General features: G+C 72.1%; 17 protein-coding genes. 8 read left to right on the forward strand and 9 right to left on the reverse strand.

Annotated elements, in window-relative coordinates; translation table 11 throughout:
* Nucleotides 1-74: 74 nt before the first annotated feature.
* The 4 genes from B4V04_RS18635 to B4V04_RS18650 all read left to right on the forward strand — a co-directional run bounded on the left by B4V04_RS18635 (nt 75) and on the right by B4V04_RS18650 (nt 2,793).
* Nucleotides 75-530, forward strand: coding sequence for a YbhB/YbcL family Raf kinase inhibitor-like protein (locus B4V04_RS18635; RefSeq protein ID WP_498233136.1), 456 nt, complete (start codon nt 75-77; stop codon nt 528-530).
* A 76-nt stretch (nt 531-606) separates the two neighbouring features.
* On the forward strand, nt 607-1,455 hold the full coding sequence (locus tag B4V04_RS18640) for a TatD family hydrolase (protein ID WP_498233137.1): 849 nt from the start codon (nt 607-609) through the stop codon (nt 1,453-1,455).
* A gap of 207 nt (nt 1,456-1,662) precedes the next feature.
* The gene (locus B4V04_RS18645) at nt 1,663-2,244 is read left to right on the forward strand and encodes a DUF2150 family protein (RefSeq protein ID WP_144796627.1); all 582 of its coding nucleotides are present in this window, start codon (nt 1,663-1,665) and stop codon (nt 2,242-2,244) included.
* 66 nt (nt 2,245-2,310) lie between these two features.
* Nucleotides 2,311-2,793 (forward strand): DUF456 domain-containing protein, encoded by a 483-nt coding sequence (locus B4V04_RS18650; RefSeq protein WP_498233138.1) that lies wholly within the window; start codon nt 2,311-2,313, stop codon nt 2,791-2,793.
* A 65-nt stretch (nt 2,794-2,858) separates the two neighbouring features.
* On the opposite strand, the gene B4V04_RS18655 is transcribed toward B4V04_RS18650, so the two are convergent.
* From B4V04_RS18655 to B4V04_RS18675, 5 genes are all read right to left on the reverse strand, one after another.
* Nucleotides 2,859-3,674, reverse strand: a complete 816-nt coding sequence (locus tag B4V04_RS18655) for a DUF63 family protein (RefSeq protein WP_498233139.1) — start codon at nt 3,672-3,674, stop codon at nt 2,859-2,861.
* Nucleotides 3,674-4,123: a universal stress protein gene (locus B4V04_RS18660; protein ID WP_498233140.1), complete on the reverse strand. Its 450-nt coding sequence runs from the start codon at nt 4,121-4,123 to the stop codon at nt 3,674-3,676. Before B4V04_RS18660 ends, B4V04_RS18655 begins: the two co-directional genes overlap by 1 nt.
* A 111-nt stretch (nt 4,124-4,234) precedes the next feature.
* Entirely contained in the window at nt 4,235-5,155 is a 921-nt protein-coding gene (locus tag B4V04_RS18665; RefSeq protein WP_498233141.1) for a DNA adenine methylase, read from the reverse strand.
* A gap of 94 nt (nt 5,156-5,249) precedes the next feature.
* A complete protein-coding gene (locus B4V04_RS18670; RefSeq protein WP_498233142.1) occupies nt 5,250-5,552 on the reverse strand; it encodes a hypothetical protein in 303 nt (100 codons plus the stop codon).
* Nucleotides 5,553-5,666: 114 nt separating this feature from the next.
* Complete coding sequence (locus tag B4V04_RS18675; RefSeq protein ID WP_498233143.1) at nt 5,667-6,071, reverse strand: abortive infection protein; 405 nt, start codon at nt 6,069-6,071, stop codon at nt 5,667-5,669.
* 252 nt (nt 6,072-6,323) lie between these two features.
* On the opposite strand from B4V04_RS18675, the gene B4V04_RS18680 reads away from it, so the two are divergent.
* Complete coding sequence (locus B4V04_RS18680) at nt 6,324-6,602, forward strand: hypothetical protein (protein ID WP_498233144.1); 279 nt, start codon at nt 6,324-6,326, stop codon at nt 6,600-6,602.
* A gap of 53 nt (nt 6,603-6,655) precedes the next feature.
* Here the strand turns inward: B4V04_RS18680 and B4V04_RS18685 are convergent, their stop codons facing one another.
* Together B4V04_RS18685 and B4V04_RS18690 are read right to left on the reverse strand one after the other, a co-directional pair.
* Nucleotides 6,656-7,693, reverse strand: a complete 1,038-nt coding sequence (locus B4V04_RS18685; RefSeq protein WP_498233145.1) for an NAD(P)/FAD-dependent oxidoreductase — start codon at nt 7,691-7,693, stop codon at nt 6,656-6,658.
* An 80-nt stretch (nt 7,694-7,773) separates the two neighbouring features.
* Nucleotides 7,774-7,929, reverse strand: a complete 156-nt coding sequence (locus tag B4V04_RS18690) for a hypothetical protein (protein WP_498233146.1) — start codon at nt 7,927-7,929, stop codon at nt 7,774-7,776.
* 342 nt (nt 7,930-8,271) lie between these two features.
* On the opposite strand from B4V04_RS18690, the gene B4V04_RS18695 reads away from it, so the two are divergent.
* Entirely contained in the window at nt 8,272-9,687 is a 1,416-nt protein-coding gene (locus B4V04_RS18695; RefSeq protein WP_498233147.1) for an MFS transporter, read from the forward strand.
* Between the two features lie 75 nt (nt 9,688-9,762).
* Here the strand turns inward: B4V04_RS18695 and B4V04_RS18700 are convergent, their stop codons facing one another.
* Nucleotides 9,763-10,149 carry a hypothetical protein gene (locus tag B4V04_RS18700; protein WP_498233148.1) on the reverse strand — a complete coding sequence of 129 codons (387 nt, stop codon included), beginning with the start codon at nt 10,147-10,149 and terminating at the stop codon, nt 9,763-9,765.
* Complete coding sequence (locus B4V04_RS18705; RefSeq protein ID WP_498233149.1) at nt 10,146-12,587, reverse strand: penicillin acylase family protein; 2,442 nt, start codon at nt 12,585-12,587, stop codon at nt 10,146-10,148. Before B4V04_RS18705 ends, B4V04_RS18700 begins: the two co-directional genes overlap by 4 nt.
* Nucleotides 12,588-12,692: 105 nt before the next feature.
* Between B4V04_RS18705 and B4V04_RS18710 the strand changes: the two genes are divergently transcribed.
* The gene (locus tag B4V04_RS18710) at nt 12,693-13,436 is read left to right on the forward strand and encodes a competence/damage-inducible protein A (RefSeq protein ID WP_498233150.1); all 744 of its coding nucleotides are present in this window, start codon (nt 12,693-12,695) and stop codon (nt 13,434-13,436) included.
* 86 nt (nt 13,437-13,522) lie between these two features.
* Nucleotides 13,523-14,402: FAD-dependent oxidoreductase (locus B4V04_RS18715; RefSeq protein ID WP_498233151.1), on the forward strand; the 880-nt coding region annotated here is incomplete at its 3' end.

Genomic DNA, 14,402 nt, shown 5'->3' on the forward strand with positions numbered 1-14,402 from the left:
GGATCCGCGGGAACGTTTTTGACGTCGACGAGCCAACAACGACGTGTCCGGACGCGGTCCGGACGGGTGATCGCATGAGCGAGCTCAGTCTATCGAGCCCGGCGTTCGGCGACGGCGAGCGCATCCCCGACGAGTACGGCTACGCGGAGCGGAACGTGAACCCGCCGCTCCGGATCGGCGGCGTCCCCGACGAGGCGGCGGCGCTCGTGCTCATCGTCGACGATCCGGACGCGAGGGAGCCGGCGGGAAAAGTGTGGGACCACTGGCTGGTCTGGGACGTCGACCCCGGCCGCGAGGAGATCCCGGAAGGCTGGTCGCCGACGGAGGCGACCGAGGGACAGAACGACTTCGGCGAGCACGGCTACGGCGGGCCGAACCCGCCGGACCGCGAGCACACCTACCGCTTCCGGCTGTACGCGGTCGAGGAGCCGCTCGGCCTCCCGCCGTCGGCCGACAGGGAGGACCTCATCGACGCGATGACGGGACGGACCGTCGCCAAGGCCCGGATCGACGGGACGTATCCGCCGTGACGAGCGATGGCGGGCGTCGGGGCCGCAGCGGCCCCGCGATCGAGCCTTATATTCCGCCGCGGGCGAACCACCGACCATGACCGAGGACCTCGACACGCCGGTGTTGGACGACCACCTCCACCTCGACCCGCGTCGCGGGCGCGGAGTCGACGCCGTCGAGGACTTCGTCCGTCTCGGCGGCACCCACCTGCTCGTGGTGAACAAGCCCTCGTGGCACCTCGGCGTCGAGCCCGACGAGCCGGCCGACTTCCGGCCCGTCTTCGAGGAGACGCTCGACGCGGTCGCGGCCGCGACCGAGGTCCTCCCGGGTCGAGCGTGGCCCGTCCTCGGCGTCCATCCGGGCCTGATAAGCCGGCTGGTCGACGAGCGCGGCTTCTCGCCCGCGGACGCCCGCGACCTGATGTGCGGCGGCCTGGAGGTCGCGAGCGAGTTCGTCGCCGACGGTCGGGCGCTCGCGCTGAAGTCCGGTCGCCCGCACTACGACGTGAGCGACGCGGTCTGGGACGCCTCGAACGCGGTCACCCGCCGCGCGTTCGAGCTCGGCGCCGCTCTCGACTGCGCCGTTCAACTCCACACCGAGGCGAGCGAGGATCTCACCGACCTGGCCGCCGTCGCCGAGGAGTCCGGGCTCGATCCGACGAACGTCGTGAAACACTACGCCGAGGGGCGACTCGCGGGCCCGACCCCGAGCGTGATGAGCGAGAAGGACCGGCTCGAACGCGCCGCCGAGTCGGGCGAGCCGTTCCTGATGGAGACCGACTTCGTCGACAACCCCGAGAAGCCGGGGATGGTGATGGGCCCGAAGACCGTCCCGCGCCGCGTCCGGTGGCTGCTGGAGGAGGGGTACGACGAGGCGGTCCGCACCGCGCACGTCGAGACGCCCCGAGCGGTCTACGGGATCGACACCGAGGCGACGCTGGAGTAGCGGCGCCGGCCGCATCGGTCGCGGCGCGGTCGCGGCGCGTCCGCAGAGCGCCGATCGCGTCGCGACCGCCCGACCGCGCTCCGACCGCCCGCGCGCGTTCGGCGCGCGTCCGCCGATTCCGGAATCCCGCCGTCGAGCGGGTGAGACGCCCTCTCTCGCGGCGATCGATAGGAAAGGCATTTGAGTAGTCCGGGCGACGTACCGCACATGACCGACGACGACGCCGTCGAAACGTTCTATACCGACGACCGCTGGCAGAACTGGCTCGATCGCCTGCAGGAAGAGGACCTCGACCCCGAGAACGAGGACTCGGCGCGGCTCCTGTTGAACCTCCAGGACGACGCGGCGATCGCCGTCGTGAAGGTGCTCGCGGCGCTCGACGAGGACCGCATCGACGAGGACCGCGCGGTCGAGGAGATCCGCGGCGTGCGCGACATCGTCCTCGCCGACGTCGACTTCGACGACGAGGACAAGGTGATGCTGATCGACGGCGTCCAGACCTCGCTCGTCCCCGTCTTCTACGCGGCCGAGGAGTACGTCGTCGGCGGCGTCGTCGAGGGCGACGTGACCGAGTTCGTGCGCGCGGCCGCCGACGCCGAGGCCGAGGACGACCTCGACGCCGCGCTCGGCTACGTCGTCCAGGCCGGGACCCGCGTCATCGACGGCGAGACGCTCGACATCGACGTCGTCGAGGAGCTGGAGTACGGGCTCGTCTCCGAGTGGGTCAACGGGCTCGACTCGCTGCAGTCCGCGATCGAGGACCCGGAAGTCGTCGAGGAAGAGGACTAAGCGCGGCGGCGGACGACGGCCCCCTCCGAGATGAACCGTTTTGAACCCGCGCGACGTTAACGGGGTATGGCGCTCTCCGGGGCCGAACTCGCGGTCGCGCTGCTCGTCGTCTGGACGGCCAGTTCGTTCCTCCCGCTCGTGCCGAGCGGCGTCCTCGCGGCGCTGACCGTCGTCGGCTACGCGTACACCACCGGCTTCGCCGAGCCGGGCCTCGCCGCCCTGATCGCGCTCGTGCTCGTCTCGCTCCTCGCCTCCGCGGTCGAGCTGGTATCGGGGATGGTCTCCGGGCGGCTCGGCGGCGCGTCGACGCGGACGATCGTCGTCGGCACGGCGGTCGGCGTCGCGTTGCTGTTCGTGATGGGCCCGATCGGCCTCGTCGTCGGACTGGGCGGTACCGTCTTTCTCGACAGTCTCTACGAGCACCCTGGCGAGACGCGCGTCGCCGTTCGGCGGTCTGCCTACGCGGTGATCGGCGTCCTCGCCGGCCCGGTCGTGCAGGCGGTCATCCTGGCCGGCGTCACCGTGGCGTTCGCGCTCTCGGTGTTATAAGAGCGGTGCGGAACGGGGTCGCGGTTCCCGAGTCCGTCGCCCGGCGATCTCGGGCCTCCGGCCAGTCACCCGGCGACCGCGAACAGCAGGAGGTTGTGCGCCGCCGGCCCGAGGCCGACGGCGGCGACGAAGCCGAGCAGGAGGTACCCCTCGGCCGGTCGGTCCCGGACGTACTCGGCGAACAGCCAGACCACGGCGCTCGCGACCGCGAGCTTCACTAACAGGAACACCCACCCCTCGCCGAGCACCGGGACCGGCGGGATCCACTCGAACTCCAGGAGGATCCGGGAGACCGGCGTGCGCTCGCCGAAGCCGAGCTGGGCCGTCCCCACCGCGGTCGAGACGCCGTCGAGCGCGTGGCCGAACACCGCGAGCGCGCCGACCGCGCCGGTGATCGCGGTCTCGGGGCGCACCCGCGTCAGACCGACCCAGACCGCGGCGGCGATCGGGACCGTCGCCGCGAGCGAGACGGTCGACCACCTGGCGCCGACGGGGGAGATTCCGGTCGCGAGCGCGGCCCCGACGACCGGGACGAGGAGGAGCGCGCCGGCGCCGGCGAGGAGCGTCGGGACGCGTTCGGGCGGAGCGGACGCCAGCGCGAGCCACGTCGCGCCCGCGAGTGCTCCCACCGTGAGGTAGACGGTCGGGGAGCCGGCGAGCGGCGCGAGCGCGGGCGGGAGCGCGTCGACGACGTACAGCACGTGGGCCGCGGAGCCGAGCGCCATCCACGGCGCGAGCGCGAGCACGTGGCGCCCGGTGACGCGCGGGGGCCGCCGGCGGAGCGCGACGCCGACCGCGCCGGCGGCGAGCAGGACGGCGACGAGGTAGGGGAGCGGCGGGAGCGTCGTACCTGCGGGGAGGAACGGAATCGCGCCGGCCATCAGACGGACAGGACCGGCTGGCTCGCGTAGAGGAGGACGTACTCGGCGGCCTTCCCGAGCACCTCGCCCGGGTCGCCGGAGACCGGCTCGCGCGGGACGACGATGAAGTCGGACTCGATCTCCTCGGCCGTGTCGAGGACGACGCTGCCGGGGTGGACCGTCTTCACCCTGGTCGAGAAGCCGTACGCGATGGAGTTGCTGTGAGCCACTCCGGCGGACTCCGCGCGCCGCGCGACGGAGTCCGTGAACGCCTCGGTGTCGTCGGCGACGTCGCTCTCGTCGACCGCGCCGCGGTCGATGGCGCGGACCACGTCCTCGTCCAGCACGTAGAGGGCGTGGACGCTCGCGCCGTACTCGGCGGCGACCGCGATCGCGTAGTCGACCGCCTCGTGAGACTCCTCGCTCCCGTCGACGGGAACGAGGACGAGGTCGATGTCGAGATCGGTCATACGCGAGTCGTCGTCGGGGGAGTTCAAAAAGCCCGCCCCATACGATCGGCGCGTCGGAGGCGTCGGCGGTCCCGTCACCGGGTCGGACCGTCGGCGGCGCCGGACCGGATCTCAGAAGCCCGAGAGCTCGCGCTGCGGCGTTTCGCGCCGCTCCTCCGGGGGCACGTTGGTCGCGACGATCTCGTCGACCGCGTCGCGGTTGTCGGCGTCGCTGTTGATCGCGCGGGTCGCGTCCTCTCGTTCGACGCTGAATCCCGCGTCGGCGTACGCCTCGTACATCACGCCGCTGTTGCTCACCACGACCCGGACCCCCGCCTCGTCCAGCTCGCCGGCGACGTCGAGCAGCCGGCGCTGGTCCTCGCGGTCGAACCCCTCGGCGCTGTACTCGTTGAAGCTCGCGGTCGCGCTCATCGGCTCGTACGGCGGGTCGAAGTAGACGAGGTCGCCGGGAGCGGCGGCGTCGAGGACGTACGCGAAGTCGCCGTTGCGAATCGTCGCGTTCGCGAGCACGTCGCTCGCGCGGCGGATCCGGTCGCGCTGGACCCAGTCCGGGTTCGCGTATCGACCGACAGGGACGTTGAAGCCGCCGTCGGCGTTCTCGCGGTAGAGGCCGTTGTAGCAGGTCCGGTTGAGGTACAACAGGAGGGCGGCCTCCGCTAAGGGGTCGAACTCGCCCTCGTAGGGGCGCCGGTTGAACCGCGCGCGCTGCTGGTAGTAGTAGCTCTCCACCCCGCGGCCGCGGGGCGTCTCCTCGGCGAACGGGAGCGACGGGTCCGGGTCGGCGTCGGGGTCGTCGAACGCCTCCAACCGCTCGATCAGCGCCTCCGGCTCGTCGCGCACCCGCTCGTAGAAGTTGACCAGCCGCGGGTTCGCGTCGTTGACCGTCGCGTCCGCGGGCTCCAGATCGAAGAAGAGGGCGCCGCCGCCGAGGAACGGCTCGTGGTAGCGGCCGTAGGAGGCCGGGAACCGAGCGTACAGCTCGTCGAGCAGCTGGCGCTTGCCGCCGGCCCACTTCAGGATCGGCTCGGCCATGCGATGTCGGGACTCCCCCGCGGCGGCGTATAAACGTCCCGGGCTCGGTCGTCGACCGACCGGACCCCGGTCGTCGGCCGGCCCGCCGCCGGAGTCAGTCGTCGGCCGGCTCGCCGTCGGGGTTCGGGAGGTCGGCGACGTGGGCGGCGGCCTCGTCGAAGTTCGGTCCCGGCGCGATCGTTCCGGCCTCGCGGTCCCACTCGATGTACCCGGCCTCCTCTAACGCGGGGAGGTGACTCTCGACGAGCTCGTCGGCGATCTCGTCCGCCCGGCCGCGGACGCGGAGGTCCGCGACCGTCTCGACCGTTCCGTCGGCGAGCCCGGCGACCGTTCGCCGCGCCTGCGCCGCGTCGAGCACCGCCGGCCGTACAGAGGGGGAATCGTGTGTCGTTGACATCGCTGTTCGTATCCCACGTTAACGCGTGACGGGATAAAAGTACGGGAGGTAAACCACTAAAGAAAGAAGACGTGCGGCGCCCGGATCGGGAAGTCGCGTCGGTCGGCCCCCCGCCTACCGCACCCGCAGGGTCCGGTGTAGCGTGTAGCCGGCGACCACGAGGAACACGAACGGGAGCCCCGTGAGCGGGTGTGCCAGCAGCGACCCGGCCGCGAGGATCAGGTACCCCTTATCCGGCGGCGACCACGCGGTCCGACTCCGCATCGTCGCCAGTTCGGTCGCGAACGCGTAGAGGAAGCCGCCCGCGACGGGGAGCCACAGCGCCGCCGCCAGGATCGCCCCGATCGACGTGCCCGCGACCGCGACGACCCGACGGGGCAACCACGCGATCGCGGCCGCGTACTCCGGCTCGACGAGCGCGCGGGCGGCGATCGACGCCGGCAGGTACAGCGCGGCGACCGCGACCGTCGTCCAGAAGGGGACGTTCGACCGCGACGCTCCTGGCGGCGAGCGGACCATGCGGTATCGCGGGGACGGGGCGGGAGAAACCCTCCGATTCCGGGTGCCAACCGGTCGCCGTCGCCTCCCACGGCCGGCCGTTCCGAGGAAACGTTCCAGTTTCGAGAGAGGAGTACGACAGTGTGACATGGTACTCGTTACACCCCGTTAACAATCGTTTGAAACGCTCTGAGTGAGTGATCCGTGGTAACGTTACTCAGAAACTATACGCAATATGAAAGGTTTTTACTCCCGCGCGACGGAGGGGAAGACATGCAACCGATGAACGGCGGATACACGGCGCGCGCGGTCGCGGCCGGCTCCGACGGCCCCCCCGACGGGGGCCTCGTCGTCTCGCTCGCGTTCCTGGCACTGATCGCGCTCCCGCTGCTGGTGGCCTCCTTCCCGCTCGTCTCCGCGGGGCTGCTCGCCGGCGGCGTCGCCCTCGTCGCGCTGGGGCGCTCGCTCGCCCGCCACGTCGACCGCGGAACCGTCCGAGAGATCAGCCTGCCGGGCCTCGGCACGGTCGAGTACCGCTTCACGCGGGGCTAGGTCGGTCGCCGTCCGCTGTTCCCCCTTCTGATTTTCACGCCGAAAAGCCGTCGCTACAGCCCGTGCACGACGCATTCGCCCGCGTCGAGCCCGTTCGCGATGGCGGCGTGGAGCCGCCCTTCGCCGGCGACCCAGTCGCCGAGCAGATGGAGGTCCTCCCGCCGGGCGGAGTCGATCGGCCCGCGGTCGACGCCCCCCTCCGGGAGCGCGTAGCGCCACCCCTGGTGGTCGGTCCACGCCGGGTCGGCCAGCCGCTCGTCGCCGACGATCGCGGCGGCGTGCTCCGCGAGGTCGGCGACGTTCGCGGCCGGGTCGTCGTCGTAGCGCTCGACCGACCACTCGTCGTTCGCCTGGACGACGAGCAGCGTCTCGCCGTCCGGGACGTGCCCCGCCTTGCACTCCTCGCGGGAGATCCAGCCGACCGCGTGCTCCTTGTCCGTGTTGACGAGCCCGTAGTAGGGCAGGTCGACCGCGAAGGGGTAACGGAGCACCGCGGTCCACACCGACCGGTACGCCACGTCGCCCACGGCGTCGACGAGCGCCCCGCGAGTCGACGACTCCCACTCGGCGTCCCGGAGCAGTTCGGCGGTCTGCGGCGCCGGCGGATTCAGGAGGAGGACGTCGAACGGCCCCCACGTCTCGCCGTCGGCGTCGTCGAGCTCCCACCGCTCGCCGGCCCGGCGGACGGTCTCGACGCGGGTCCGGCGGTGGACCGTCGCGTCGGTCCGACCGAAGAGGCGCTTGGCGATCTGGGTGAGCCCGCGCCGGTAGCTCCACTTGTGCTCGTCGGCGTCGCGGCCGGGCGACACCGCGCCGTCGGCGTCGAAGGTGTACACCGGCTCGGTGACGTCGACGAGCCCCTCGTCGTCGAGCGTCTCAGTGACCAGCTCGACGACGCGCTCGTCGTCGGACTTCAGGTAGTTCGCGCCGTAGTCGTACGTCAGGTCCCCCTGGCGACGGGTCGCCGCGCGGCCGCAGAGCCCGCCGGACTTCTCGAGCACGGTCACGTCCGCTTCCGGCGCCGCCTCGTCGACGACGAACGCCGCGGCGGCCGCGCCCGCGCCGGCGCCGACGATGCCGATATCGGTCATAACAGTCGTACGGGACGCGGTCACTTAACCCGTCGTCTCGCGGAGCGCGGCGCGAGACGCAGGACGAAGCGACCGCGGGCTCAGTCGTCGGCGCCGACGATTATCACGGGCGCGGCGGCGCCGCGCTGGACCCGGACGGGAAGCGTCTCGGGGCGGACGAGCCGGTCGAGCCCGGTGCGGCGCGCGGAGTCGACGACGATCAGGTCGGCGTCGTGGGCGTCGGTGTCGGCGGACATGGGTGGTGGGTGCCGGACTCGCCCGTTCGCGGGCGCCGGTCGTGTTCGGTATCGCCTACGAGCGGCCATCTCTAAACGATTTTCGACAGTATATACAATCATCATTATCTATCCGATCGCGATTCGCCGGGCGAGTCCCGATCTGTAACTATCTATCCCCGTTTGTTCCACGGACGACCACGGAACCGACGAGGCAAGTACGGCTCCAACGACGCGTTTTAATCGATCAGTCCGAACAGTACCGGTACGAACGCGAGCGGCGCGGCGAATCGGTCCCCGCGGCGCGATCCGAGGCACACGACATGACACCGAACACCACGACGCGGTCGACGGACGGCAACGATGGGTGACGAGGACGGGAGCGACGGGGCGTCGGGTCCCCCCGACGAGGGAGACCCCTCGACGGCCTCCGCCGGCGACGACGCTGCCGGCGACGACGCTGCCGGCGACGACCCCGCGGTCGACGAGGCGGACGGCGAGATGGATTACGCCGGCCGGGCGTCGTCGATCCTCGGCTTCTCCCGGTGGTGGCAGATCGTCGCCGCCGCGGGGATGATGGCCGCCGTGAGCCCCTACCAGTACGTCTGGTCGTCGATCGAGCAGCCGCTCGCCCAGAGCCTCGACATTGCGCTGCCGGCACTCGGCGCGGTGTTCTCCTTTTACGTCGTCTTCCAGTCGCTCTCGCAGTTCCCCGCCGGGAAGTGGCGCGACAGCCGCGGGCCGGGCGCGCTCACCTTCCTCGCGGCGCTTCTGGCCGGGGGCGGGTACATCGGGCTGGCGTACGCGACCGCCGTCTGGCAGCTGTACCTGCTGTACTCCCTCGGCGCGGTCGGCGTGGGGATCGTGTACACGGTCGCGGTGAACACCGCGGTCAAGTGGTTCCCTGACCGCACGGGGCTGACGACGGGTATCGGCACGATGGCGTTCGCGGGCGGGAGCGCCCTCGTGGTGCCGTACGTGCGCGCGAACGCGACCGTCGCGGCGTACGGCGACGTGCTCCGGAACGTCGGGGTCGGCATCCTCGTCGTCACGCTCGTCGGCGCGTACCTCCTCCGGGACCCGCCGGACGACTGGCTCGGGCTGGAGGACCGGGAGGACGACGGAAACGACGACGGGCTCGCGGCCTCCCTTCGCGGACGCGCCTACACGACCCGAGAGATGCTCTCGACGTGGCAGTTCTGGCTGCTGTACGCGATGTTCGTCGCGATGGCCGGCGCCGACCTGATCGTCATCGCCAACGTCGTCCGCTTCGCCGAGCAGTTCGGGCTGGCGGCGGTCGTCGCGACCGCGGCGGCGACCCTGCTCCCCGTCGCCGCCGGCGTCTCGCGGATGGTCCTCGGGGAGGCGTCTGACCGATTCGACCGGAAGAAGGTGATGGCCGCCTCCTTCGTGCTCGCCGGGGTGTTCCGCCTCGCCCTGATCGCCGCCGGACGCGCCGAGGCCGGGATCGCCTTCGTCGCGCTGGTGATGGCGGCGATGTTCTTCTCCTCGCCGCTGTTCGTCTACTTCCCGTCGGTGATCGCCGACTACTACGGCGCGCGGAACTCCTCCGGCAACTACGCGGTCCTCTACACCGCGAAGGTCGGCGGCGGCGTCTTCGCCGGCACCGTCACCGGCTACCTCGTCGCCTCGTTCGGCTGGGTCCCGACGTTCGCGCTCGGCGGCGGCCTCGCGATCGCCGCGGGACTGGCGGCGCTCGTCCTCCGCCCGCCGAGCGGCTCGGGAATGGAGACCGAGGCGCCGACGGCGGCGGACTGAGGCCGAGCCGGCGACCGCGTCCGCTTCTCCCGGCGAGGTCATCCGCCTCTCCCGGTCGCACTCGGGCGATTCCCCTCAGACGATTCCCCTCGCCAGCGACCCGATCAGGGTGAGACCGAACGCGGCGGCGACCGCGACGTAGACCACGGGCCGCATCTCGGGAAGGGTCCCGGCCGCGGGCCCGAGCGAGACCGCGAACGCGACGAGCGCGAGCGCGCCGGTCCCGAGCGCGTACGCGACCCCGCGGCGGAACGTGGGCGCGACGAGGGAGGCGGCCGCGCCGGCCGCGACGAGCCCGAGCCAGTGGGCCGACGCCAGCGCGAGGCCGAGCGCGACGGCGACCGCGAGGGCGACGGCGCGGGCGCGGGACCCGCGTCGAACGCGAGCGAGCGGGGAGGGAGAAGCGGGAGGGGACGGCGCCCCGGACGACGCGGAGGCGCCCCCCGTCTCGTCGTCGCTCACGACGACTCACCTCGGAAGGCGACCGTCTCGCCGTCGTCACCGTCGGGATCGAGCGACATCGGCTTCTGGTCGTTCGCGAGCCAGGCGCGGAGCTGGTCGTCGTAGTGCTCGGAGAAGTAGCCGCCCGAGTTGCCGCCGGGGAGCACCGCCGTGGCGTCCTCGCCGGGGCGGACGACCATCCGCCAGCTCGACCCGACCGCGTCGTCGAACCGGTAGTTCATCACCGTCGCCGGGGAGCCGTCCGCGGGGAGCGCCGGGTAGTTCAGGAACGGGGCCTCGCCGCCGAGCGGGTGCGAGATCGCCGCCGTCGTGTTCCGGTCGCCGTACGCCTCCCACCCCGCCTCGTCTATCTCGTCGAGCGCCGCCGAAAGCGCGGCGGTCATCGCCTCCTCCCGCGAGCGGTCGGCGAACAGCGGGTCGTCGGGCGGCAGCGTCGCGAGCACCCAGTCGTTCGGGTAGTACGCCTCGCCGAGGTCGACGCCGTCGAAGGCCGGTCCGAAGACCAACTCCCGGAACCGGTCGAGCCACCGGTCGAAGAGCAGCGCGCCGCGGGAGTCGGCGGCCATCCGGCGATCCCACGCGTCGAGGGTCGCGACCGCCTCCCGGGCGCGCTCGGAGGCGGCCGAGCCGTTCGCGCCCTCCGCTCCCTCCTCCTCGACCGCCGCCACGAGGTCCGGAACGAGCTGATCCGCTCGCCCGTCGCGTACGTCTCGCTGGAGTTCGCGGTGGAACGCGGGGTCGACCGGATCGTCTCCCCCGACCGCCGCGTCGAGGCGCTCGGCGATGCGCGCGCCGCGGTAGGGGGGCGCGTAGTCGACCCCGACGTAGTGGGTCGGATCGTCGGTCACGCGCTGGTTGGCCGTCGAGAGGACGTCGGGGTCGATCGCGTGCGGCTTCTCCTCGAAGGGGACGAACCCCGCCCACGTCGAGCGGCCGAACGGCTCGAACCCCTCCCACTCCCCCTCGCCCGCGGAGCCGTCGAAGACGCGGTCGCCGGCGACGACCTCGCCGTCGATCCGACGGATCGGGAGCTGTCCGGTCGCGTAGTACATGGTCCGACCGTCGGCGTCGGCGTACGCGAGGTTCTGGGTGGGGAGGTCGAACTTCCGCGTGGCCGCCAGCGCGTCGTCGAACCCGTCGGCGCGTCCCAGTTCGTCGATAGCGAGCGTCGTCCGCGTCGCGGTGTGTCCGGTCCACGCGACGCCGACGTGCCGGCCCTCGCGCTCGATGAGGGGGCCGTGAACCGTCCGCTTGACCTCCAGTGTGCGGTCCTCGCCGCCGGCGACGGGGATCTCCCGCGTCTCGGTCTCGAACTCGCGCCACTCCCCCTCGTAGCGGTAGCGCTCGCCGGCCTCGTCGACCTCGTAGCGGTAGCAGTCGAGCACGTCGGCGCCGACGTTGGTGAACGACCACGTCGCGCGGTCGCTCGCGCCGGCGATGACGAAGGGGACGCCGGGGAACGTCGCGCCCCGAACGGAGCGCTCGGGCGTCTCGACGCGCTGCTCGTACCACAGCGGCGGGGCCGAAAGCGAGAGGTGCGGGTCGTACGCCACGGTCGGCGTCCCGCTCGCGGTGTGCTCGCCGGCGACGACCCAGCTGTTCGAGCCGACGCCAGTCGGTGACTCGAAGCCGGAGAGCCAGTCGGTCAGCGTCGGATGTATCGGGTCGGGAGAGTTCGAGACGGCGGAGGGGACGCGGTCGCGCCACCGTTCCCGCTCGCCTCCCGCGTCGAGCCGATCCTCGTCGCCGTCGAGGATCGGCGCGTCGTGGTCCAGCCGACGCGGGAACAGCGCCGCGGCCCGTCCCTCGCCGAGCCGGTCCGCGACCAGCGCACGGCGGAGCCCGGCGAAGCTCCCCGTGAGCGTCCACGAGATCTGCTTCTCCATCAGCAGCGTGTCGACGGGGGTCCACGGCGCCGGCTCGTAGCCGAGCAGTTCGAACTCGATCGGGAGCGTCTCGGCATCCATCGCGGCGTTGACGCCCGCCGCGTACGCCTCGACGAGGGGGCCGGTCTCCGTCTCGCGCACCAGGTCCCACGTCGCCTCGGCGGCCGCGGTAAAGCCCATCGCGACGTTGAACTCGTCGCTCTCGACGGTCGCCGCGCCGACGACCTCGGAGAGCCGCCCGCGCATGACGCGGCGCTGGAGGTCCATCGAGAACAGGCGGTGGAACGCCTGCAGGTAGCCGACCGCGAAGTACGCCGCGGCCTCGTCGTCGGCCTCGACGTGGGGAACGCCGCGGTCGTCGACGCGGACGCTCGCGTCGCCGTGCGGGCTCTCGATGCTCTCGGGGAGCGACCGGTCCGCCGCGTCCCACGCGTCGCCGGAGAGCGGCGCGAAGGAGTCGAGGAGGGCGGCGACCTCGGAGCGCGCCAGCCCGGCGGTGCCGGCCGCGAGCGCGGCGGCGAGGAGGGCCCGGCGGGTCGTGTCGTTCGTCACCTCGTGACAGAGCCGTGGCGGCCTCATGATTTTTCGGGTCGATGAGGACGGTCGGGTCGGCCCCGCGGGAAACGTACATCCCTCGGCCGGCCCAAGCGGTGATCGATGGAAGTCGCGCTGATCACGGTGGGCGACGAACTGCTCTCGGGCGACACGGTGAACACGAACGCGAACTGGCTGGCGGGGGAGCTGAGCGACCGCGGGGTCGCCGTGGCCCGGATCCTCTCCGTGCCCGACGATCGGGCGGCGATCGCCGAGCACGTGCGCGAGCACGCCGCGGCGTTCGACGCCGTGATCGTCACGGGCGGGATCGGCAGCACGCCGGACGACGTGACGATGGAGGCGGTCGCGGACGCGTTCGACCGCGAGATGGTCGCCACCGACCTCACGCGCGAGTCGGTCGATCGCCGGCTGGCCGCGATCCGCGAGCGCGTCCCCGACCGCGAGTTCGACGTCGACGCGGAGGCGGAGGCGGCGGTCCCGGAGGGGAGCCGCCCGCTCGTGACCGAGGCGGGGCTCGCCCCCGGCTGCGTGATCGAGGGCGTCTACGTCATGCCGGGCATTCCGGACGAGCTGAAGGCGACGTTCGCGACCGTCGCCGACGAGTTCGCCGGCGACCGGCGCTCGCGGTTCCTCTACACCGTGGAGCCCGAGTCGAACATCGTGCCCGCGCTGCGGGAGGCGATGGAGCGGTTCGACGTCGCCGTCGGCTGTTACCCCGACCGCGAGGCCGACCACAACCGCCTCAAGGTGACCGCGACCGACGACGACGCGCTCGAGGAGGCCGCGGCGTGGCTGCTGGCGAACGTGAACGCGAGCGAGACGCCGGTGCGACGGAACTGGGACTGAGACCGGGCAGAGACGTCCTCGCGGTCGTGTGCGACGCGCGCCACCGCGGACGGACCTTGATGAGGGTGGCCGTCGTCGTCGGGGCCATGCAGGAGTTCGACTTCCTCGTGATCGGGTCGGGGTCCGGACTGGACGTGGCGAACGCGATGGCCGGCCGGGGGAACTCGGTCGCGGTCGTCGAGGAGGGGCGGCTCGGCGGGACCTGTCTCAACCGCGGCTGCATCCCCTCGAAACAGCTCCTCTACCACGCCGACGTGATGGAGACGATCGAGGGCGCCGGCGCCTTCGAGATCGACGCCGAGGTCAACGGCGTCGACTTCGCGGAGATCGTCCGGAAAGTGAACGAGGACGTCTCGGAGAGCTCCGACTCCATCCGACGGGGGCTCTCCTCGTCGAACGCCCACGACCTGTTCGAGGGGACCGGGCGGTTCGTCGACGACCGCACCGTGGAGATCGTCGAAGGCGACGACGCGGGCGCCACGCTGCGGGCCGACACCGTCCTCGTCGCCACCGGCACGCGCCCCTCGATCCCGCCGATCGAGGGGATCGAGGACGTCGACTACCTCACGAGCACGGAGGCGCTCCGGCTGGAGACGCCGCCGGAGCACCTCGTGATCGTCGGCGGCGGCTACATCGCGGCCGAACTCGGCCACTTCTTCGGGACGTTCGGCAGCGACGTGACGATCGTCGGCCGGCGCGAGCACTTGCTCCCGGAGGCTGACGCGGAGGTCGGCGAGGCGTTCACCGACCGCTACGCCGACCGGTTCGACGTGTACACCGGCTACGAGGCCGTCGCCGCCGACGAGTCCGGCGGCGAGGTGACGGTCGAGGCCCGGCCGTACCCCGAGGCCGACGCGGTCCGCGCGGGCGGGGAAACGGTCGGCGTGCCCGACGAGGCAGAGAGCGTGACGGTCTCGGGCGACGCGCTGCTCGTCGCCGCGGGCCGGCGCCCGAACACCGACGCGC

Source organism: Halorubrum sp. B52 (genome assembly GCF_059752555.1).